13 protein-coding genes, 2 tRNA genes and 1 pseudogene are annotated in these 21,937 nt (G+C 45.1%); 9 read left to right on the top strand and 7 right to left on the bottom strand.

Going from position 1 to position 21,937, the window contains the following annotated elements; genetic code table 11:
- Positions 1 to 290: 290 nt before the first annotated feature.
- From X919_RS0103435 to X919_RS0103415, 4 genes and pseudogenes are all read left to right on the top strand, one after another.
- A complete protein-coding gene (locus X919_RS0103435) occupies positions 291 to 512 on the top strand; it encodes a hypothetical protein (RefSeq protein ID WP_028899030.1) in 222 nt (73 codons plus the stop codon).
- Between the two features lie 10 nt (positions 513 to 522).
- Positions 523 to 2,292, top strand: coding sequence for a hypothetical protein (locus X919_RS15635; protein WP_155949646.1), 1,770 nt, complete (start codon positions 523 to 525; stop codon positions 2,290 to 2,292).
- A 213-nt stretch (positions 2,293 to 2,505) separates the two neighbouring features.
- A pseudogene (locus tag X919_RS14675) lies at positions 2,506 to 3,105 on the top strand (hypothetical protein); the annotation flags it as partial.
- A 298-nt stretch (positions 3,106 to 3,403) separates the two neighbouring features.
- Entirely contained in the window at positions 3,404 to 5,071 is a 1,668-nt protein-coding gene (locus tag X919_RS0103415) for a formate--tetrahydrofolate ligase (RefSeq protein WP_028899029.1), read from the top strand.
- Between the two features lie 154 nt (positions 5,072 to 5,225).
- On the opposite strand, the gene X919_RS0103410 is transcribed toward X919_RS0103415, so the two are convergent.
- The 7 genes from X919_RS0103410 to X919_RS0103370 all read right to left on the bottom strand — a co-directional run bounded on the left by X919_RS0103410 (position 5,226) and on the right by X919_RS0103370 (position 15,136).
- Entirely contained in the window at positions 5,226 to 6,074 is an 849-nt protein-coding gene (locus X919_RS0103410) for an N-acetylmuramoyl-L-alanine amidase-like domain-containing protein (RefSeq protein ID WP_028899028.1), read from the bottom strand.
- An 11-nt stretch (positions 6,075 to 6,085) separates the two neighbouring features.
- A complete protein-coding gene (locus tag X919_RS0103405) occupies positions 6,086 to 8,290 on the bottom strand; it encodes a RelA/SpoT family protein (protein WP_028899027.1) in 2,205 nt (734 codons plus the stop codon).
- The gene (locus X919_RS0103400; RefSeq protein ID WP_028899026.1) at positions 8,287 to 9,807 is read right to left on the bottom strand and encodes a DUF4301 family protein; all 1,521 of its coding nucleotides are present in this window, start codon (positions 9,805 to 9,807) and stop codon (positions 8,287 to 8,289) included. Before X919_RS0103400 ends, X919_RS0103405 begins: the two co-directional genes overlap by 4 nt.
- Positions 9,808 to 9,993: 186 nt before the next feature.
- Positions 9,994 to 11,295, bottom strand: coding sequence for an alpha-L-fucosidase (locus tag X919_RS0103395; RefSeq protein ID WP_028899025.1), 1,302 nt, complete (start codon positions 11,293 to 11,295; stop codon positions 9,994 to 9,996).
- A gap of 531 nt (positions 11,296 to 11,826) precedes the next feature.
- Positions 11,827 to 13,098, bottom strand: a complete 1,272-nt coding sequence (locus X919_RS0103380) for a hemolysin family protein (RefSeq protein WP_028899023.1) — start codon at positions 13,096 to 13,098, stop codon at positions 11,827 to 11,829.
- Between the two features lie 15 nt (positions 13,099 to 13,113).
- Positions 13,114 to 13,752: an LptA/OstA family protein gene (locus X919_RS0103375; protein ID WP_028899022.1), complete on the bottom strand. Its 639-nt coding sequence runs from the start codon at positions 13,750 to 13,752 to the stop codon at positions 13,114 to 13,116.
- Positions 13,753 to 13,831: 79 nt separating this feature from the next.
- Positions 13,832 to 15,136 carry a hypothetical protein gene (locus tag X919_RS0103370; protein WP_028899021.1) on the bottom strand — a complete coding sequence of 435 codons (1,305 nt, stop codon included), beginning with the start codon at positions 15,134 to 15,136 and terminating at the stop codon, positions 13,832 to 13,834.
- A gap of 132 nt (positions 15,137 to 15,268) precedes the next feature.
- Here X919_RS0103370 and X919_RS0103365 point away from each other — a divergent pair, with 132 nt between their 5' ends.
- The 5 genes from X919_RS0103365 to X919_RS0103345 all read left to right on the top strand — a co-directional run bounded on the left by X919_RS0103365 (position 15,269) and on the right by X919_RS0103345 (position 21,916).
- The gene (locus X919_RS0103365; protein ID WP_371212584.1) at positions 15,269 to 16,420 is read left to right on the top strand and encodes an Lnb N-terminal periplasmic domain-containing protein; all 1,152 of its coding nucleotides are present in this window, start codon (positions 15,269 to 15,271) and stop codon (positions 16,418 to 16,420) included.
- A 1-nt stretch (position 16,421) separates the two neighbouring features.
- Positions 16,422 to 17,810 carry an alkaline phosphatase family protein gene (locus X919_RS0103360; protein WP_036916823.1) on the top strand — a complete coding sequence of 463 codons (1,389 nt, stop codon included), beginning with the start codon at positions 16,422 to 16,424 and terminating at the stop codon, positions 17,808 to 17,810.
- A 318-nt stretch (positions 17,811 to 18,128) separates the two neighbouring features.
- Entirely contained in the window at positions 18,129 to 21,464 is a 3,336-nt protein-coding gene (gene secA / locus X919_RS0103355; protein WP_028899018.1) for a preprotein translocase subunit SecA, read from the top strand.
- Positions 21,465 to 21,739: 275 nt separating this feature from the next.
- A tRNA-Lys gene (locus tag X919_RS0103350) sits at positions 21,740 to 21,812 on the top strand.
- A 31-nt stretch (positions 21,813 to 21,843) separates the two neighbouring features.
- Positions 21,844 to 21,916: transfer RNA gene (locus tag X919_RS0103345), tRNA-Lys, on the top strand.
- Positions 21,917 to 21,937: the final 21 nt, after the last annotated feature.

The following is a 21,937-nucleotide window of genomic DNA, read 5'->3' as shown; positions in this document are numbered from 1 at the left end:
AAACAAGGAAGTGCTGTCATAACCTTATGCTCGGCGCAAGGCATAGCAGATGTTCTCATCTTGATTGCCTAATAGAACCAAACTAAAGGAAGTGGGGCAGTTAGGAATTGGTTTTTGTTTAAAAATTATAAAAGATAACAACAAACCCTTAACGGAGGGGTAATTTTTAAGCGTTAAAAATAAATCAATACCTTTGCAACTCATTTTAAGGTAAGATAGGTTTAGTGCGAAAGCATTTTTTGAATGGGCGAACATCGCATGTGGCCTATCATTTGGATAACAAATAAATAATGAGTGAAAGTTTTATGAATGATGCATTTAGTACGCCTTTACAGTGTGAGGGAATACAGGAAAATGAAATGAAGAAAAAGAAGTATGTTGCACCGATGTCGCTTATTGTTAGTATGCAGATGGAATATATTTTGGGTACGTCTGTGTCGCACAATGCTGCAGCCTCGCAAGAAGAGGACTGGAACGAGCAGGAGATAGATGGTGGTGAGATTGATTTATAAGCAGAAAGACATGAACAAAATTACACAAATCCTACAAGCTGTAGCCATGATGGCTGTGGTTGTGTTGGCTGGAGCATGTGCCAATCACGACGATGTAGACAATATTGAAGCACGCATAGAGAAGGGCATCACCATTCAAGAAGAAAACTTTGCTGCGAACAGAGAACTTACACGCGCCGCATTGCCTGCACCACAACAAATTGATTTGGGTGATGGTGTGATGGCCGAAGTGACGTTTGAGCGCAACAACGATGAGGCTAAGAAGGGTGGTACGCGTGCGGCCATGTCTAATGAGCATTACACCATCTATGCTTTTGATGGCAGTGGGCATTTAAAAGGTAAACTCGCTGGTGTGGTGAGTGGTGGCGGTTTTATTCGTGATGCCAGCACACAGGTGTTGGAGTTGGAATCAGGCACCTATACGTTTGTTTGTGTGAATGACGCCGTTACCTATCAGAATGGGAAGTTTGAAGTGACTAAGCTCACCGAAAATCCAATGATAGATAAGGTGACCAAAACACTAACGACGCCCCATCTTGAACTCTCGTTCGTGATGAAGCATCAGGCTGCTCGCATTAAAACGAAGATAACGTCCTACACCAACGAGGGAAAGAACATTAAAGCTTGCGTGAGTGCCACGGCTGTTCAACCCAAAACCAATTTCTATGATGTGGATGGTACTACGCTGCTTAGCACCGACAACGAGGCTATAGCCGCCAATAGTAATGCGTTAACTGTGGCCGAATCGCCCGTCACAGCTTCGTCTTATGTGCAAACCATTGTGCGCGAAAGTGGTTTCGAATATTTCTTACCGCAAACCAATGGTGCCCAACTGACCTTAGGCTTTGCAGCAGGTAGCAAGATTTATGGAAAGGACTTGTCGACTAAAACCATTAGCCTTGCAGGCTTGGGCATGCTCAACAAAAACGATTCCTACACGGTGAATCTGAAGCTTAAAACCTTCCCCTATTATCTTTATCAGGATGGAACTATCGGCGCTATTGGGGATAAAGGAACAAGAACGCCTATCGCACTTGTGATTTCAGAGAAAACACAAACAGAAAAAGGATTGGCTGTAGCGTTGAAAGATGCATTTAGCGAGACTGATGCTTATGATTTCTTTTACCATTACGGAGGTGAACTATGGTTAGATGCGGGTCCTAGTTTCCTGACAATGGATGGTTATGAATCGACGTGGACGACGAAGGATTATAAACCTGGTGCTACTCCTCATGGACCTGGTGATTATGACGATATTTTCAACCTACATAAAGCTCCAGCTGATTTAGACTTAGATTTAAATATAGTGTTGGGGTCAGGAGCTTCATTGGGTGCTTATGTATATGTTGGACATTATGAACCAGGTGTGGCCATTACAGGTAGTAATATTAGTAAATGGTTCATGCCCAGTTTAAGGGCATGGGTATTATTTGCGAAAACATTGGGTAAGGCAGATGTATCAACATTCCCGACTATTTACGAATATAGTAAGCGGCATGAAAAGAATTTTGATTTTGGCGTAGCAAATACTATGGTATCTCATCCAGAGAGTGATGACCCATATCAGATTGTTTGGGATAGTTCAAAGTTGGTAGAATATTTTACACAAGCAGGTGGTATATTTTATTTAAACGAATCATATGCATCGACGGGTACGGCTACTGATTCTGGAAATATAAGATATGGTATTTTTATGAATGCTTTAAGTAATTGCATGTATTTTTCTGCATCTAATATATATTTCCACCCAACCAAATTACGTTCCTTCGTCCATTTCTAAATCATTTTTATCATTCATTATCTTCAAGCGTTGCAAGATGCCGAGCATGGCACCTTGCAACGCTTTTTGTATTTTCATCATGCGAAGTTAGGGAATATCCTCCGCACGTATAGGGAAATGGTTGTAGGATTATTGTAGTGTGGTGTTTAATTTTGTGCGTGATGGTGTGCAAGAAGTATTTTTTTATTCACAAGAAAAATGGAGGAATAGACGATGAAGAAATGGATATTATTTTTGGTAATGAGTTTCGCTGCGACGTTTTCTGCTGCGGCTATGAGCTATGAACAAGTGCGTCAGCAAGCACTTTTCCTCACCGATAAGATGGCTTATGAACTGAATCTTACCGATGAACAGTATGAAGCTGCTTATGAAATAAACTTCGATTATTTGATGAATGTTCGCTATCGTGAAGATCTCTATGGACCTTATTGGACACAGCGCAATATGGATTTGAGTTATGTGCTGATGGACTGGCAGTATCGTAGCTACTGTGAAACGGAGTATTTTATGCGTCCCCTCTATTGGGATGCAGGCTATTGGTGCTTTAGAGTGTATGCACGCTATCCACGCCGTGACTATTATTATTTCGGTCGGCCAAGCTTTTATGATGTTTATAATGGCGGACACAGTTGGCGTTTGAATGGAGGTCGCAGTTGGTATAGTGGTCGTAGCTTTGGGCGATGTGAAAGACGTGGATATTATGGAATGCGTGATAGCTACAATCAAGGTCGTTATGGCAGGGGTGTTGATGAACAACAATATATGGATGGTGTTCCCAATTGGCGTACGTATGGTGGCGCGTTTAATCGTCGTCCCAGCAGCACACGGATGTTATCACCACGTGAAGGGCACCGTTTAGAGACGTATCGTGGAGGTACTTTCGGAACAAACTCTGGCTCTATTCCCATGAGGGGTGGCGTTTTTGGCTGGCGTCGTTAGTCCATTCCAACTGCGAAATGCAGATAATCTTTTAAAGCATCTGTCTTTTAACAAAATCTTTGTACCTTTGTGGGCGGCAGTTGTTGCTTGTAATGCGAGTGGCACTGGCCTTTTAACAATGCTGCATGCTTGTATCAGCACAAATAAAATATCCAACCCTTAACAAAAGTAGATGAAGACAGACCTTGAAATTGCGCGCGAATGTCGGTTGAAAGACATCAACGACATTGCGCAAGGCTGTGGTATTCCCACAGAGAAACTCGAGTATTATGGGCGCCACATCGCCAAAGTCCCCGCCGAGTTGATAGATGAAAACCGCGTGAAACAAAATCATTTGATTTTGGTGACGGCCATGAGTCCCACGAAAGCGGGCATAGGTAAAACCACGGTGAGCGTGGGATTGTCGATGGCTTTGAATCGTTTAGGGATGAAGTCAGCCTTGGCTTTGCGCGAACCTTCACTCGGACCATGCTTTGGAATGAAGGGCGGTGCCACGGGAGGCGGCTATGCACAGGTGGTACCCATGCACAAAATTAATTTGCATTTCACGGGCGATTTCCATGCTATTACCGTGGCGCACAACATGATTGCAGCGTTGTTGGACAATTATCTCTATCAGCACCACCGCGAGGGCTTTGCTTTGAAAGAGGTGGTGTGGCGGCGTGTGTTGGATGTAAACGATCGCAACCTGCGCAACATCATCACAGGTTTGGGTGGCAAGAGCAACGGACTGATGCGCGAAAGCGGCTTCGATATTACTCCTGCCAGCGAGCTGATGGCCATTCTTTGTCTGGCTACCGACATGAACGATTTGCAGCGTCGCATTGAAAACATCTTGTTAGGTGTAACTTTGGACGACAAACCCTTTTGCGTAAAAGATTTAGGTGTGGCGGGTGCCATCGCAGTATTGTTGCAAGATGCGCTGCAACCCAATTTGGTTCAGACGTTAGAAGGCACACCTGCCTTCATTCATGGTGGGCCTTTTGCCAACATTGCGCATGGCTGTAATAGTATTATGGCCACGAAATTGGCCATGACGTTTAGCGATTATGCTGTTACCGAGGCTGGTTTTGGTGCTGATTTGGGTGCCGAGAAGTTCTTGGATATTAAATGTCGCAAGGCGCATATCCATCCCCAACTCACCGTTTTGGTCGCCACCATTCGTGGATTGAAAGAGCATGGGGGTGGCACCATCGACACACCTACCAGCGAACAGTTGGCTTGTGTGGAGCGTGGGTTGGCTAATTTAGACCGTCATGTGAGCAATTTGCAGCGCATGGGGCAAACAGTTGTGGTGACACTCAATCGATTTGATAGCGACACCGCCGAAGAACTTGCGCTTGTAGCAGCGCATTGTGCTGCACAAAATATTGGCTTTTCTGTGAATGAAGCCTTTGCTCGCGGCGGTGAAGGCTGCGAGGATTTGGCGCGCTTGGCTGCCGAAACTATAGCCAAACATGCCTCTTCGGGAGTGAAATATGGTTACGATGAGGCTGACGATGTGCAAGAAAAAGTGTGCAAGATAGCCAAGATTGTCTATGGTGCCGATGGTGTTGTGTTCACAAAGCAGGCTTTAAACATGGCACATCAGATAAGACAATGGGGCTATGACCACTTTCCTGTGTGTGTGGCCAAGACGCAATATTCTTTCAGTGATGATGCCTCGAGGCGTGGAGTCCCGACTGATTTTGCCATTACCATTCAAGATTTCGTGATCAATGCGGGAGCCGAAATGATTGTAGCTATTGCAGGAAACATCATGCGTATGCCAGGATTGCCGCTTCATCCGCAAGCCGAAGCCATTCATTTTGAAGAGGGTGAGATTGTAGGTTTGTCCTAATGGGCAAGTGGCTTTTAGAGGATTGTAACATCATAAAACCACTTGTTTTGAATATTTTTCTTCAGAATACCTCAAGAGGAATCTCTTCTTGAGGTATTTTTGTTTGCTTATTCCAAGAACTTGCTTTTTTCATTGCAAGTATTCTTGGTTATATCTATAAGGCTCTAACCACGCGGATGCCTAATTGTGCACCGCGTTTTCGAAGGTAGTCGGCCAGTAGTTGCTTGTCCTCCACCACACGTTTTTGTAGTAAACTCGCGTTGAGTAGATGGAGGCCATCCTTGTGCCACACGGCAATGCCCACGTGAGAAATGTCTAATCCCGATTTATTGGTGACCAATGCCAGGATGTCACCATCGTGAATTGCTTCGCGGCAAGCGGGCGTATTGCTGATAATTTGCGTGGGAATGTAGCGTGGCGTGAGGGTGTTCACCTTTTGTTCGCGTTGAGCAATGGGGCTAATCCACTCGGGATGTTGCACGAGCATGGGGTATTTTTCGGCATGCGTGCTCATAAAATCTACTTTGATTTGCTGTTGAGCTGTAAAAGGGGGATTGGGTGTTTGCACCTCTTTTACGAGCCCAATGCGCTCATTGTCGGCAATCCATTCTGAGAAATAGTGCAGCCGATGCGTGTAGTGCACTTGATTGTCCTCATAACGAATCTTTTGTAAATAGTGACAAAAGTCTTCAAAACGTTCGTGCCCATGCTTGGCACAGAGTGCGAGTGCCAAAACATTTTCAACGTATGTGGTGCAATCTAATTGGCGCAAATTGATAACAAGGCGCTCGTTGGCGTGGATTTCCAATGTTTGTGCCACGTAGGGCAGACCTTTAAGTTGGCGTGCATAGAACAGCATGAAGTTGGTGTTAGCAGGTTGTTTGTGCCCCAACTTGAGCAGATGTACCACACGGAGGCTATCCGTTCGCGTGTAACTGATGGATTGTGCTTTAGCTGTTGAGCCCATTAGGCAGCACACAATGAAGAGTTTTAAAAATTTCATAAGCTTGAGGATTATAGTCGGATGATTTGCTTCACACCCTTAACAGTTTTGAGTTTCTTGATGAGCAGGTTGAGCTTGCTGTTGTCTTCGATAAACAGCACCACGTTGCCACTGAAGAGCCCATCGTGGGAATCGATGTTGATGGAGCGCATGGTGAGCTTGTCTTCCTTGGAAATGATGTTGGTGATGTTACTCACAATGCCGATATCATCGTGCCCAATGATGCGCAGGGTGATGGCATATTGGCTTGTTCCCTTGCCACTCCATTTGGCTTTCACCATGCGATAGCCGAAACGTTTGCGCAGTTCGGGCGCATTAGGGCAGGTGGTGCGATGGATAGTGATGCCGCCACTCACGGTAACGAAGCCAAAAACATCATCGCCATAGATGGGATGACAGCATTGTGCCAGCTTGTAATCGATGCCTTTGAGGTTTTTATCAATCACGAGCACGTCGCTGTTGTTTTGCAGTAACTGCTCGTTAGGGTTTTCATATTCAAAGTTTTCGGCACTCTCTGTGGGCTTAGTATTGCTCTCGCCATTGCGCAATTCAAGATACTTCTCAATCACAGTGTTGGCATCTAACCGCTCGTCAGCAATGTCTTTATAAAAATCGGAGGTTTCTTTGTAGCCCATTTTCTTGATAAGCTGTGACATAAGACTTTCTTCCACCTCGATTTTCTTGTTCTTAAAACGTCGCTCCAACAATTCTTTGGCGTAGAGACTATCTTTAGCTTGCGTTTCTTTCAATGCGAGACGAATTTTCGCTTTCGCCTTGCTTGTCTTCACAATGTTGAGCCAATCGCGCTTGGGGCATTGGTTGTTTTGGGTGAGTACCTCTACGGTGTCGCCCGAATGGAGCACTTCTCGGAAACTCACATTCTTGCCGTTGATGCGGCCTCCCACGCAACTGCTGCCCACATTGGAATGAATGTGATAGGCAAAGTCGAGCAGCGTGGCACCCTTTGGAAACTTCAGTAGGTCGCCTTTTGGTGTGAACACATAAACCTCATCTTCGTAAAGATCGAGCTTAAATTGGTCCATAAGTTGCAAATCGTCGTTGTTTTCTAACGCCGATCGGATGTTGGCCAACCATTCATCAACGCCGCCTTCGCTCTTCACACCCTTATAACGCCAATGTGCAGCCAAGCCATGTTCGGCAATTTCATCCATGCGTTCTGTGCGAATTTGCACTTCCACCCATTTGTTCTCTGGCCCCAAAACGGTGATGTGCAGGCTCTCATACCCATTACTTTTGGGCACACTGAGCCAGTCGCGCAACCGTTTTGGGTTAGGTTGATACATGTCGGTGATGATAGAATACACCTGCCAGCATTGCATTTTCTCTTTCTCCAACGGCGCATCTAAGATGATGCGGATGGCAAAAAGATCATAGATTCCTTCGAATTTGCAGTGCTGTTTTTTCATCTTTTGCCAAATGGAGTGAATGCTCTTGGTGCGCCCTTTCATGTGAAATGAGAGGCCTGCGGCTTTGAGTTTCGCTTCAATTGGGTCGATAAATCGTTTAATATAGGCATCTCTCGATGATTTTGTGGCATTCAGAGCATCTTTGATAGCATAGTAAGCATCATGCTCCAAATATTTTAGACTAAGGTCTTCAAGTTCGCTTTTCAGCTTGTATAATCCCAACTTATGGGCAAGTGGGGCATAGAGGTAGCTGGCTTCCTCGCTCACTTTCTGCTTGGCTTCCACAGCATCGGTGTCGCGAATTTGCCGCATGATATTTACGCGGTCGGCTATCATGATGAGGATGACACGCATATCTTCAGAAAACGAGATAAGCAGGTTTCTGAAGTTCTCGCTCTCGATGATGGGATTCTTTTTGTAGAGTTCGTGAATCTTTACCAAACCATGGATGATGTGCGCCACACCATTGCCATATTTTTGGCGAATATCCTCCAACGGCAGATGCCCATCGATAACCAAAGTAAAGAGGATAGTAGCCAGCACACCATCGCGCTTCAGCCCAATCTCATTGACAGCTATCTGTGCTGTGCGTAGCGATTGCAGTACAGGGTTAAGTCCAAACACATCGCGTTGGATTTGTCCATTAGCGATAGCTTGTGTTAATTGCTCCCGCAACAATTCCTCATCGTTGGCGTTAAGCGTCTCGCCAATAGCGTTTTTGAGTTGGCCGAGCAGCTGCTTGGTTTCTTCAATTTCTTCGAGTGTGAATTCAATCTTTTCTTTCTTCATTGATGTTCCTTCCGTAATAAATCGTTCACTGTTTTCACAGGATTAAAAGTTTCTAACGGCACTTCCACAAACATGGTGTTCCATTGGCTCATGGCACCATTCCAAAGGCCTGGCAATTCCAAGGCTTTTAATTCGCGTCCATCTTTGCTTTTGTGGCTAATGAAGCCTGTTTGTGGGTCGACATATTGTTGCAAATTAAAGGGGTGACCTTGGTAGTCGCGTAAAGCGCAAACCAAATCGACAGGATTGAAATGCGTGCCCTGCTGGAACATAGCCACTGCTTCGGGGTTGTTGTCGTCGATTTGCGTGCGTTCTAAGATTTGCAAGCTCACGCTTCCATCGGCGTTATAGCAAAGGAATGGGCCGCCACCGGGTTCACCAACATTTCTCACCATGCCACAAACGCGCATCGGGCGGTTGAGTTTCTCGTGCAGATAGTCTGCCAAAGCCTTGTCGTCTAAGTTGGCAACGCCCTCCTTTTGGCAACACAAAGTTTGTTCTACAAAGCGAAGCATTTCGAGCATTTTAGGACGTGTGGGTACGCCTTTGTCCAATTCCCGCAAATAGGCGAAGGCCTGTTGCTGCTGTGTCACCAAATAGCCAGCCAAAAGTTGTTTGTAGAGGGTGGTGGAGGCTTTCAACTTATCGGGTACCACATTGTCGATATTCTTAATAAACACGATGTCAGCTGCCAAGGCTTGCAGATTTTTGAGCAATGCACCATGCCCGCCAGGACGAAAGAGGAGCTTGCCATCGGCTGTTCGAAAGGGTGTGTTATCTAACTGCACTGCAAGTGTGTCGGTGGCCAAACTTTGTTCCGAAAAACTGATATCATAGTCCATATCTAATTGTTTGCTGAATTGCTGGGCTGCTTGTTCGGCCTCTTTTTGGAACAAATCGAGGTGTTGATGGCTCACCGTGAAATGTATTTTTGCACGTTTTCCGCAGGCGGCATATTGTGCCGCTTCAACCAAGTGTTCGGCCAATGGAGTGCGTGCTCCATCGGGGTAGCGATGAAACTGCAGCAAACCTTTTGGTAAAGTGCCATAGTTTAGTCCCTTATTCAGTAGCAAATTCTCAACAATTGCTTTGTGTTTTCCTGCCGCTATGAGTGCATCAATGTCTTGCCCTTCGTTTTTGATGCAGGCCGCATTGAGTGCATCGTAGAAAGCAAACTGCTTGATTTGCGCAAAGAATTGCTGTTCATCGCTTGTTTGTGGTTGCGCATAGGAGGCTGAAAGAAAGGCAAAAAGCATTTTAAACATGCGACTGGCTGCACCGCTGGCCGGCACAAATTTCACGATGTCGTGTTGGTCTGCGCAGTAGTCTTGCCATTTCGACAGATAGATTTCCATCGCCGCGCCATGCAGTTGCATAATCCCTTTGCCAATGGCCGCGGCAGCTTTGAGTTTTAAGAAAGGAAAACCCTGTTGGAAGTGGTGCAACTGCTCGTTAACTTGTGCCTCGTTCATACCCTGATGGGCTAATTGCTGTTGATCTTGTTCTGTAAATGCCATAGTTTCGTTTGCTTATATTTTAAAAGTAATGATAGGAAGTTTCTGTTGCTTTATTTTATTTTTACGCTGCTCTATTACTATTTTTAAGTAATCGGGCAGATTGATTTGTATGCAAATGTACGAAAAAAAACTGATGCTCGCTGGCCTTTAAGCTTAATTAATGTTGTGGCAAGCATCGGCTTTTGTTCATAGTGTTAGCGTCACAACATAATCGATATCGGTGGGTGTTTGGCCGAGATGCAGGGTGATTCCATCGCCTGTCGGTGTGAATTTCAAAGCTTTTCCAGTGGAAAATGCCATAGCCCGTTTCACTTTTCGCCCACCGAGCGGAATGAAAAGGCTTTTGTCTTGGCAATCGAGAATGTGGATAAAGAGTTGGTTGCCGCGCTGCGTGCTCACGCCCCAATCATGGGGTGCCACGAGTCCTCCGCGCGTGTTATAGATGGTTGTTCCATATTGTTTGAGCCATTCTCCGATGGCATGAAGGCGGTCGAGTGCCAAAGTGGGTAAGTCGCCATTGGGTTCAGGTCCGATGTTGAGCAACAGATTGGCATTTTTTCCGGCTGCACGTACCAGCATTTGGATAAGCTCTTTGGGCGTTTTATAATGGTTGTCGGTGATGGAATAGCCCCAATGGTCGTTGATGGTTTGGCACGATTCCAAGGGTAGTTGCCCAATGCTTTGCCCCGAAAGTCCCGCCTTATTTTCGCCCGGAAGGTCGCGCTCGAAAATCTGAATGTCCTCGCCTGCATAGGGTGTTTGATGGTGGTTGTTGCCGATGAGACATTGCGGTTGCAGCTGATGAATGAGTGCATATTGCTCGGGCAGTTGCCAATCAAAAGGTTTTGCGTCGCTATCGTGATCCCACCAGCCATCAAACCAGATGGCACCCACAGGCCCATAGTGCGTGAGCAGTTCGGTGAGCTGTGTGTTCATAAATTGATAATAGCTGGGCCAGTTGGCTTTTGTCTTGTCGCGTCCCGTGCCATTGCCCGTTCGGCCTTGCGGATAGTCCTCACGTCCCCAGTCTAAATGCGAATAATAAAGGTGAAGCTTCACGCCATATCGCGCACAGGCCTCGGCCAATTCTTTGATGATGTCGCGCTTGAACGGCGTTCCGTCCACACTGTTATAAGTGCTGGTGGCGGTTTTGAAGAGCGAAAATCCATCGTGATGGCGCGTGGTGATGGTGATATATTTTGCGCCACCGTCGCGGATAGCCTTCACCCATGCGTCGGCATTGAAGCGCGAGGGATAGAATGCCTGCGCCAACTTGGCATATTCCCGGCAGTCGATATCCTCATTGTGCATCACCCATTCGCCTCGGGCGAGCATGGAATAGAGCCCCCAGTGGAGGAAGATGCCAAACTTCTCGTCTTGAAATTGTTCGCGTGCTTTGCGATTTTCAACCGTGGGTTGATAGGATGTTTGTGCCCAACCTGTGTGGCTCAGCCATAGCAGGGTTAAAAGGAAAAATACTTTTTTCATTGCGTTATTGATTGGTTGTTATAGATAGATTGCAACGTTGCTTTGTTTAAATGTTGCCCTTCGATGGCGCAAGCCAATAGGGTGGTGCTTGAATTGCCGTGTGTAAAGGTAGTAAAAGTTGGGTAGGAAATCGCTCTTTGATCCCAATATTTTGTCTTGTGGGCTTAGTTTTGCCATTTGCATAGGCTATGCAAGCGTTGTTTTTCGTGTTTTGCCATTTGCATAAGCTATGCAAGCGTTGTTTTTCGTGTTTTGTCATTTGCATAAGCTATGCAAGCGTTGTTTTCCGTGTTTTGCCATTTGCATAGGCTATGCAAGTGTTGTTTTTCGTGTTTTTCCATTTGCATAGGCTATGCAAACGTTGTTTTTTGTGTTTTGCCATTTGCATAAGCTATGCAAACGTTATTTTTCGTGTTTTGTCATTTGCATAAGCTATGCAAACGTTGTTTTTTGTGTTTTGTTATTTGCATAAGCTATGCAAACGTTGTTTATCGGTGGAAGGGTTGGATAGCGCACTGCTGTTGGTATGTTTTACAGCAACTTTAGCCTTACAAGTTCGATTTTTGTGAGCGTGCTCTTTACAATTTTAAATTGGAAGTGCTCGATGGTAATTACCTCGTTAAGTTTTGGGAAACTTTGGTAGTGGTGCAGAATAAAGCCGCCGATGGTCTTATATTCCTCACTTTCGGGCAAATCAATTCCAAACATCTCATTGACTTTGTCAATCTCTAAGCGCGCCGATAGCAGGTATTCGCTATCGCCCACGGCCTTCGCAATATATTTGTTGCTGTCGTGTTCGTCTTCAATATCACCGAAAATCTCTTCCACAATGTCTTCCAAAGCCACGATACCGCTGGTGCCACCAAATTCGTCGACCACCACACCGAGGCTCTTTTTGCTTTGCAGAAAACGCTTCATGAGCTTTTGTGCCGTCATCGTTTCGGGCACGAAAGGCATGGTTCGGATGGATTGATGCCAGTCGTCTCCGGTGTTTTTAAACATTTCGGAGGAGTGCACATAGCCCTCGATGTGGTCTATATCTTCGCGGTAAACAATGATTTTGCTATTGCCGCTTTCCACAAATTTCTGCATTAGTTCGTCCTTAGGGCAGTTCATTTCTACGGCATTAATTTCGGTGCGAGGCACCATGCAGTCGCGCACTTTGGTTTCAGAAAACTCCAATGCGTTTTGAAAAATCTTCACCTCGTCTTCAATCTCTTCGCCTTCTTTGGCATTGTTGATGCTGGTGTTCACCAAATAGTCGAGGTCTACTTTGGAGAATTCTTCATCGCCCACTTCTTTCTCAATGTGGATTCCCACAATGCGGAGCAGCATTTTTGAAAGGAATGTGGCAATGCGGCTGATGGGCCACAGCACGATATAGAACAAAAAGGCTAACGGCGAGAACACAATCATGAGCCGATTGGGGTTGCGGCGGAAGAGCGTTTTGGGCAGAAATTCGCCCGTGAAGAGCATGATAATGGTTGAGATGATAGTGTCGGCTGGAACGGTGACGGTGGGGGAGGAGCCTTGAAAAATCGTGTTATCGAAGAAACGTGCGATGAGAATGCCATAGACAACGAGCACCGCATTGTTGCCCACCAACATGGTGCTCACAAAGTCGTTGCCTTGCCGATAGAAAAAGTTAACGAGGTGGTTGGCTAAACCATTCTTCTCTTTGTCCATCTCAAACAGCATGCGGTTGCTGGTGACAAAGGCCATTTCCATGCCCGAGAAGAATGCCGAAAGCACCATGGTAGCCACAATGCCAATGATTAATGAAATATCTACAGTGTCATTCATTTTTGTTATTCAATCTTAATGCATCAACGGAATGGAGGTATTGCGGCGTTGAGGTGTAGCCAAGGGATGCATGCTACGCATCATCGAGTCTTGCATTCGGCGCGCCGAATCGCTCACTATGGTGCCACTTTCATTGGGTGAACCATCTAAATCGCCGCGTATAAACGAGCCTTTCGTGTTGGATACATAATATTTTGTCATCTTTTCGTCGCTGCGGAAATAAGCTCCTTGCAGGGTGCGTTCTGGCGTAACCAAACGCGAAAAGACGTGTGAATAGAGTTCATGTCGGTTCTCGTCCCAAAACAATTGGTTGCTTGAAAAGTGCAAACCATCCTTCGTGAGAATGCGCACACGTGATCGAAGTTCCCACAATTTCAGTTGGTCATAATAGTAGGCCGTGTCGCATTGAATATAGGCTTGCACATGAAATTTCCCATCAAACTGTTGCAAGAAAATGCCTTTATTAAAAAGCCAGCGCGAAGGATTGAGGTTAGTGTTTACATCCCATTGCTCAGTTACGATGCGATATTTCGCTACACCCGAATCGGATATGAGTGTATTAACACCATAACTCACCATGACAGCTACCGAATCGCGTGCATGAATGGCTGGTGCTGTGTGTTCGTGCTGGTCTTCACAAGCCAGCAATAACATTGCCGTTAGCCATAGGATGCTAAAAATCTTGCTTTTCATTCGCCGAAATCGTTGCTGCAATATGGGGTCACAAAAGCGCTTATTTAAATTTCCATTTTGCGAACCACTGCTCGTTGAAAGTCAAACCCAACGTGAGACGGAAGGTGTTTTCTTTCAATAAGTCTGTTGCCTCACGACGAACCCACGATGCACTGATATTAAGTGCTGTACGATTTTCGATGGAATTGACAATTGGAATGCCTACTCCAGCACTCACACTATATTCTTTTGGACCATCCACCCCGTTCACCTTATAATAAGGAGTCACATAGGATGCTCCTAAACGATAGCGTAAACGGTCGGTGAAGCGGCGCCCATATTCGTTCTTACAAAACTCTCCGCCCAAAGTAAACTTGTGGCGATCTTGATAAACGTCGTTGCGCAACGTGTATTGTTGCACATGATTCACCACTTGATAGTCGGCATAACCCACCTTACTATACTGCATTAACGTGTAGTCGACACCTACACGCCATTTGTTGTGATGCTCGTACATCAATCCTACACCATAGGTGGTGGGTAGCTTAAATGCATCTTTAATAGTCAATGTTTCTGTGTTCGAAACACCTGTTTGCGCATTTCTTGAAACTACTTCGCAGGTGGCATCGGCCCCCAATTTATGGCTCAAACCATAGGTTACCCCCAAGGTTAGCGCATCCTTTTTCGAGAATTCAGCTGTATATTGTGCACCAAGATCCAATTTATAGTTATTGATGGTGGCAGCATAGTATTTCGATAGCGTGTTAATGGATGCATCACTATAGGAATTAACCACAGAACGAGTCATGTTTCCCCATAGGTATCCAATATTTGCACCAATCGAAAAGTTGCGCAGAGGCGACCACCCCCCACCCAAATACACAGCATGCAAGCCGCCACTACCTTCATAAGTGTCGGTGGCTGTTTGATGGATAGGCGATGTGATTGCATTTAAATTGCGTGTGTAGGCATAGTTATAGCCAATGGTTGTGAGGGGAACGACACCGAAACTCACCCCCGCATGTTTGGCTACACGAAAACCTGCTGTGGCATAGTCAAACACAGCATTCTTCGCATTGCGCGAAACGCCATTTGCTTTAAAATTGGTAAGTTGCCCTGAAAAGCCTACATCGAAAATAAACGACAGAGAGTCTAATGCAGCATAAGACGCGGGGTTACCCACATTCACTTGGTTGTGGGTGTGAAACCCCAATCCTAAACCATTCATACCACGATTAAAGCCTGTCCCTTCGTCTGCGATTAAGCCCATGCCATATTGGCTATAGGGAGAGTTTGTTCCGCTTTGTGCCCACAGCATTGATGCAGGTAAAGCTAAGAAAACCATACTGAGTATTTGTTTCTTCATTTTGAAAAGTAATTGCGTGCAAATTTATTAAAAAAAAGAGAAACACTTGTATCATAACTCAGAAATATAAGCTATTTTTGCATTGTGATACGGTTTCAAGAAACATTCAAAGCGAGTATATTGCTTTTTTTATTGTCTTTAACATCCCTCGTTAAAGCTGCAGAAACGCCAGATACAATCTATGGCGATTCGCTTCAAATCAGTTTGCTCACTTGTGGCCCAGGCAAGGAGGTTTATTCGCTCTATGGTCACACGGCCATTCGTTTTCATGATGTGCGCAATCAGCAAGACTTGGTCATCAATTATGGCATGTTTTCATTCGCACAAAAGAATTTTATTTTGCGTTTTATCTTCGGACTTACCGATTATGAAATGGGTATCGTCCCTTTTGATGCTTTTATGGAAGAGTATAAACGTGAGCATCGCTGGGTGATTGAGCAGGTGCTTAACCTCTCTTCTGCCGACAAACGTAGCATAGCTATGGCCATTGATGCCAACTATTTACCCGAGAACAGGGTGTATCGTTATAATTATTTCTATGATAATTGTACTACACGCGCACGTGACTTGTTAGCGAATAACATTCAAGGAACGGTCGTTTATAAAAGCACGCCCAACACACAAGCCACATTTCGTAGTGAAATCCATCAATGGAATCAGCTACAACCATGGGCAAGGTTTGGAAATGACTTGCTATTAGGCATTGGAGCCGATCAAAAGCTCACGCCCGAAGAGCAGCAATTTTTACCCGATTCGCTCAGAAAAGATTTCCAAACAGCCATCATCCGCTATCAAAATGGAAAGGAGCGTCCGTTGGTTGCTGCAACGCATCTTCTTTATAGTCCATGCGGGAAAACTGTTGATTTCTCATTGACAAGTTTTCTTTGTTCGCCATTTGCGCTCATCGCTTTGCTTTTTCTTATCACAATGAGTGCGTGGCTGTTGCGGAAACGTGTACCAAAATCTTATTTCCGGGTGGTGCAGGCTGTGCGTTTGCTGACGGGCTTGTGTGGTATTCTGCTCACAATGATGCTCTTTAGTCAGCATCCCACCGTGCGTCTCAATCTGCAAATCCTCTTTCTCAACCCGCTTAATCTGCTTTTCTTTGTCCCTAGATTGCGGCAAAGCAAGCGTTTTAACCAAGTGATGGCAGGATGTTATGCCTTGGCTTGTGTGGGCGCTCTTTTTCAAACTTATGCCGAGAACGTCGTCCTTGTGGCATTCATTTTGCTATTTATCCAAGTGACAACGATGAAAGAACGTAATCTTATTGCACGAACATAGCATGGCCAATAAATATATCGCCCTTCTCATTGCCGCATTAACGACGGCCGAAGTACAAGCTTCAACGCTTGTACCACGCTTAGTCGTGAATATTAATATTGATGAATGGCGCGGAGAGTATTTTGATTCTTTCCTTCCTTTATTTCAAGAAAACGGACTGAAAAAACTGTCTCGTGAAGGACATGTGTTCGATGTAGCATCGGCTCCTTTCGATTTTGTCAATGCGCCGGCTGCGATTACAACGATTGCTACAGGCACAACACCTTTCTATCACGGCATCATTGGTGCACAATGGCTCAATCGTTCCACCTTGCATCCCATGCGTTGCACGGAGGATAAGCGTTACACTTATGCACCTTCTAACGTGAAATGTTCAACCGTTGGCGACGAGTTGAAGATTGTCACCCATGGGAAAAGTATTGTTTATAGTCTTGCTGCTCATGTAGATTATGCCATTTTGTCAGCAGGACATGCAGCTAATAATGCTATTTGGTATGATAAGCGCTATAGAAGATGGAACACAACAACCTATTATGGTGCTTCACCTCAGTGGCTCAACACACCGCTTGCACCATCAGCAATCACCAATGTTGATATCGGAAACAAGGCCATCGACATTGTCAACCAAGAGCAAATGGGTAAGGACAATATTCCCGATATGCTCACTATCACACTCTCTGCAGCGTTAGATGATAACGAATCGTTGCGGCAACAAGACCAGGCCGAACAGCTGATTTATCAGCAAATCGACCAAACTATTGCGAAGCTTGTTACAAGTATTGAACAGTCGGTGGGGAAGGAACATGTGCTTTTTGTCGTCACCGGCACCGGAACGAGCGACGAAAGCGAAAACGATTACAGTCTTTATCGTGTGCCTACGGGCAATTTCTATATCAATCGTACGGCCAAACTGCTCAATGTTTATCTGAGTGCACTCTATGGACAGGGCACTTATGTTGATGCAACCTGGGGCAATCAGATTTATTTAGACCGCAAAACCATGGAGCAAAAGCATCTTCGTTTGCAGGATGTGTTGGTGCAGAGCCAAAATCTTTTGTTTCAAACTGCAGGCGTGAGTGATGTCTATACGTGTGAACAATTGTTTGCAAACAATGCCGCTGTCTCTCGTGTGCGTAATGCTTTCCATCCCAATCTCAGTGGCGATTTGGTGATAAAGGTTGCACCGGGATGGAAAATGACCAATGAAGACTCTCAAGAAAGCTATACGAGTCGTGTGGCTGTAGCCCATTTTCCTATTATTTTCTATGGAAATGGTGTAGCACCCAAGCACGATTTCACTCCCATAACCACCGATTATATTGCACCAACGCTCTGTAAGAGCATCCGCATTAGGGCGCCTAATGCTTGCGCTGTAAGTCCGCTTTTCTGATCCAAAACAAGTTCTGCAATGCTCTGATTTCCAGTTGTGTGAGCAAAGGGTATGATTAAAATAAAAGAGGTTAGAAAAGGGGTGCGTTGTACAGTGTTGCATTTTGTGTCATCATTCCATAGAGATTGGTTGCAAAAATAGCCCACTTTGTGTCATGATTTAATAGGTATTAATCCCCTCATTTATTGACATTGACAACGCAACATCGCAGGATAAGTCCGTCATGCACATGAAGTTTCAATCAAATTGCATGAAGGTTTCAATTAAAAGTGTTACTTTTGCACCACTATTCAATAAAAAATAACAACATAAGATAAAATGAATTTCAATAAAATTCTTAAGTCGCTTTTTGGAGATAAGTCCACACGCGACATGAAACTGATACAACCCCTCGTAGAAGAGGTGAAAAAAGTGTATCCCGAGATACAGCAGTTGAGCAACGATGCGTTGCGTGCAAAAACCAAAGAGCTGCAACAATATGTTCGGAAGGCTGCCGAAGAGCAAAATAAACAGATTGAAGCACTCAAAGAAGAGGTGGAGAAGACACCTATCGACCAGCGTGAAGAAATCTTTAATCACATCGATAAGTTAGAGAAAGAGGTGCTCGACCGTTATGAAGTAGCACTCAATGAGGTGATGCCAACCGCATTCAGCATCATCAAGGATACGGCCCGTCGCTTTGCTGAGAATGATGAAGTGGTGGTTGAGGCAACCGATTTCGACCGTGAGTTGGCTGCCAATCCCGCCAACGATTTTATTACGATTGATGGCGACAAGGCCATTTACCACAATGAATGGACAGCCGGTGGCAACAAAATCAAGTGGAACATGGTGCACTATGATGTGCAACTGTTTGGCGGTATTGCACTCCACCAGGGAAAAATCGCCGAGATGGCCACGGGTGAAGGTAAGACTTTGGTGGCAACGCTGCCGGTATTCCTCAACGCTTTAACCGGAAACGGTGTGCATATGGTCACGGTTAACGACTATTTGGCTAAGCGTGACTCGGAGTGGATGGGACCTCTTTATATGTTTAATGGGCTTTCTGTAGATTGTATCGATAAGCATCAGCCCAACTCTGAAGCGCGAAGAAAAGCCTATCGTGCCGATATTACTTTCGGAACAAACAATGAGTTTGGCTTCGATTACTTGCGCGATAATATGGCTTTAAACCCAGCCGACTTGGTACAACGCAAGCATAACTATGCTATTGTCGACGAGGTTGACTCGGTGTTGATTGACGATGCCCGCACACCTTTAATTATATCTGGACCTATTCCAAAAGGTGATGACCAGATGTTTGAAGAGTATCAGCCCTTAGTTGAGAAACTCTATGAGGTGCAACGTAAACAGGCTACGGAACTTTTGGCTGAAGCAAAGCAAAAGATTACTGAGGGACAAAGTAAGAATGATAAGAAGATTCTGGATGAAGGTTTCTTGGCTTTGTATCGCTCTTATAAAGCTCTACCGAAGAATAAACCGCTCATCAAGTATCTTTCTGAAGATGGAATCAAGGCAGGAATGTTGGCTACAGAGGAGGCTTATATGGCTAACAATAACAGAGAAATGCCGAAAGCCATTGCACCCTTGTATTTTGTTGTTGATGAGAAGCTCAATAGTGCCGACTTAACCGATAAGGGAGCAGCCTGGTTAGCAGGTCAAACCGGGCAGGAAGATCTTTTTGTGTTGCCCGACATCACAACCGAACTCTCGGAGTTGGAGCAGCAAAAAAATCTCTCAGAAGAGGAAAAATTAAATAAAAAAGACCAACTCATGGCACACTATGGTGTGCAGAGTGAGCGTGTACATACGTTGCAACAATTGCTCAAAGCCTACACCATGTTCAATAAAGATGATGAATATGTGGTGATGGATGGTGAGGTAAAGATTGTCGATGAGCAAACAGGTCGTATCATGGAAGGCCGTCGTTGGAGCGATGGATTGCACCAAGCTATCGAAGCAAAAGAGCATGTTAAGGTGGAAGCAGCTACACAAACCTTCGCAACCATCACACTTCAGAACTACTTCCGCATGTATCATAAACTGTCAGGTATGACAGGTACAGCAAGTACTGAGGCTGGAGAGTTTTGGGATATCTATAAGTTAGATGTCGTAGAAATACCAACCAATCGCCCCATTGCACGCCATGACTTAGACGATCGCGTTTATAAAACGGCACGAGAAAAGTATGCTGCTGTCATCGACGAGATAGAAACGATGCGCAATGCAGGACGTCCTGTGCTTGTAGGTACGACATCTGTGGAGATTAGTGAGCTGCTGAGCAAGATGTTAAAGATGCGTAGAATTCCGCATAATGTGCTTAATGCAAAGCAACACCAGCACGAAGCCCACATCGTTGCCGAAGCTGGTAAGTCGGAAAATGGTTTGGGTGCTGTGACGATTGCTACCAATATGGCTGGTCGTGGTACCGATATTAAGCTTACTGATGAAGTGAAAGCGGCCGGAGGTTTGGCTATTATTGGTACCGAACGCCATGAAAGTCGCCGTGTAGACCGTCAGCTTCGTGGGCGTGCAGGTCGTCAAGGTGACCCAGGATCATCTGTATTCTATGTCTCACTTGAAGACAAACTTATGCGTCTTTTCGCCTCTGAACGCATAGCAAAGATTATGGATCGCTTAGGCTTCGAGGATGGAGAACGTATCGAAAGCCCCATGATTTCGCGCAGTATTGAGCGTGCACAGAAGAAAGTTGAGGAGAACAACTTCGGTATTCGTAAGCACTTGCTCGAATATGACGACGTTATGAACAAGCAACGTACGGTGATTTATGAGAAACGTCGTCACGCTTTGATGGGCGAACGCATTGGTATGGACATCACAAATGTGATTTGGGATCGTGTGTTTAACATCATTGATAAGAACGATTACCAAGGTGCTAAGGAAGACTTCCTCAAGGTATTAGCCATGGAATTGCCCTGTACGCAGGATGAATTCGAGAATGGTAATCACGAAGAGATTAAAGAACGTGCATTTGAAGCGGCTATGGATTCGTTCAAACGCCACACTGATCGTATTCAAAGTGATGCCTATCCAGTCATTAAACGTGTACAAGAAGAGCAGGGAGCAATGTATGAACGCATCCTTGTTCCTATCACCGATGGGAAGGGAATCTATCAGATTCCAGCCAATTTGCAAGAGGCTTACAACACGGAAGCTGCCAGTGTGGTAAAGGAATTTGAAAAGACAGTCATGCTTCGCATCATTGATGAAAGTTGGAAAGAGAACCTTCGTCAGCTCGATGAATTGCGTCATAGTGTGCAAAATGCATCTTATGAGCAGAAGGACCCGCTGCTTATCTTCAAATTGGAGAGCGTAAAGCTGTGGGATAATATGATTGATGAGATGTATAGTCGCATGGCCAGCGTGCTTATGCGCTGTCAAATTCCTGTTGTTCAGGAGGTACAAGAGGCCGCACCCGAGCAACATGCACAGCGTTATCAAGAGCAAAAGGTTGATCTTGACGACGAACGCGATCGCCAATTGCAGCGGCAAGCCATGCAACATGATACACGTGAAGGAGCGGAACAGGTAAATCATACGCCTTATGTAGCTGAGCATACTCCACGTCCCAATGACCCTTGTCCTTGTGGAAGTGGTAAGAAGTTCAAGAATTGTCATGGACGGAACCTGTAATTTCCATTTAAAGTAGATTTAGTCTCGTGCTCATCGTCTCCATTGGGTGGACGATGAGCACCTTTTTCATGTGTGTTTGTTAGCTTATCTCCTTGCTATTCTTATACATTAAGTTATGTTTAAAATGGGTATTTCTGTAAGATTTTGCAACTTCTCTATGGTTTATGGATAGCAAAACCACACTAAAAAATCGGAAATTTATTTGGTTGTTCTTTAAAAAAAATATACCTTTGCACACGCAATTCGCAACATGCCAGCCCCATGTATTTGTAAATGCACCCTTAGCTCAGTTGGTAGAGCAACTGACTCTTAATCAGTGGGTCTAGGGTTCGAATCCCTAAGGGTGTACAAATAGAGGTGGTTTTTGCAGCATTTGCATGCACCCTTAGCTCAGTTGGTAGAGCAACTGACTCTTAATCAGTGGGTCTAGGGTTCGAATCCCTAAGGGTGTACTTCTCAATTCATAGAAAGTG

Source organism: Prevotella sp. HJM029 (genome assembly GCF_000599605.1).
In the GTDB taxonomy this organism is placed as follows: Bacteria; Bacteroidota; Bacteroidia; order Bacteroidales; family Bacteroidaceae; genus Prevotella.
This window is presented reverse-complemented; position numbering and strand designations above follow the sequence as displayed.

Bases quoted from the DNA above. Each gene is read 5' to 3' on its own strand.
- X919_RS0103435 (WP_028899030.1), top strand. From the start codon at position 291: ATGAGTGAAAGTTTTATGAATGATGCATTTAGTACGCCTTTACAGTGT.
- X919_RS15635 (WP_155949646.1), top strand. From the start codon at position 523: ATGAACAAAATTACACAAATCCTACAAGCTGTAGCCATGATGGCTGTG.
- X919_RS0103415 (WP_028899029.1), top strand. From the start codon at position 3,404: ATGAAGACAGACCTTGAAATTGCGCGCGAATGTCGGTTGAAAGACATC.
- X919_RS0103410 (WP_028899028.1), bottom strand. From the start codon at position 6,074: ATGAAATTTTTAAAACTCTTCATTGTGTGCTGCCTAATGGGCTCAACA.
- X919_RS0103405 (WP_028899027.1), bottom strand. From the start codon at position 8,290: ATGAAGAAAGAAAAGATTGAATTCACACTCGAAGAAATTGAAGAAACC.
- X919_RS0103400 (WP_028899026.1), bottom strand. From the start codon at position 9,807: ATGGCATTTACAGAACAAGATCAACAGCAATTAGCCCATCAGGGTATG.
- X919_RS0103395 (WP_028899025.1), bottom strand. From the start codon at position 11,295: ATGAAAAAAGTATTTTTCCTTTTAACCCTGCTATGGCTGAGCCACACA.
- X919_RS0103380 (WP_028899023.1), bottom strand. From the start codon at position 13,098: ATGAATGACACTGTAGATATTTCATTAATCATTGGCATTGTGGCTACC.
- X919_RS0103375 (WP_028899022.1), bottom strand. From the start codon at position 13,752: ATGTTATTGCTGGCTTGTGAAGACCAGCACGAACACACAGCACCAGCC.
- X919_RS0103370 (WP_028899021.1), bottom strand. From the start codon at position 15,136: ATGAAGAAACAAATACTCAGTATGGTTTTCTTAGCTTTACCTGCATCA.
- X919_RS0103360 (WP_036916823.1), top strand. From the start codon at position 16,422: ATGGCCAATAAATATATCGCCCTTCTCATTGCCGCATTAACGACGGCC.
- secA (WP_028899018.1), top strand. From the start codon at position 18,129: ATGAATTTCAATAAAATTCTTAAGTCGCTTTTTGGAGATAAGTCCACA.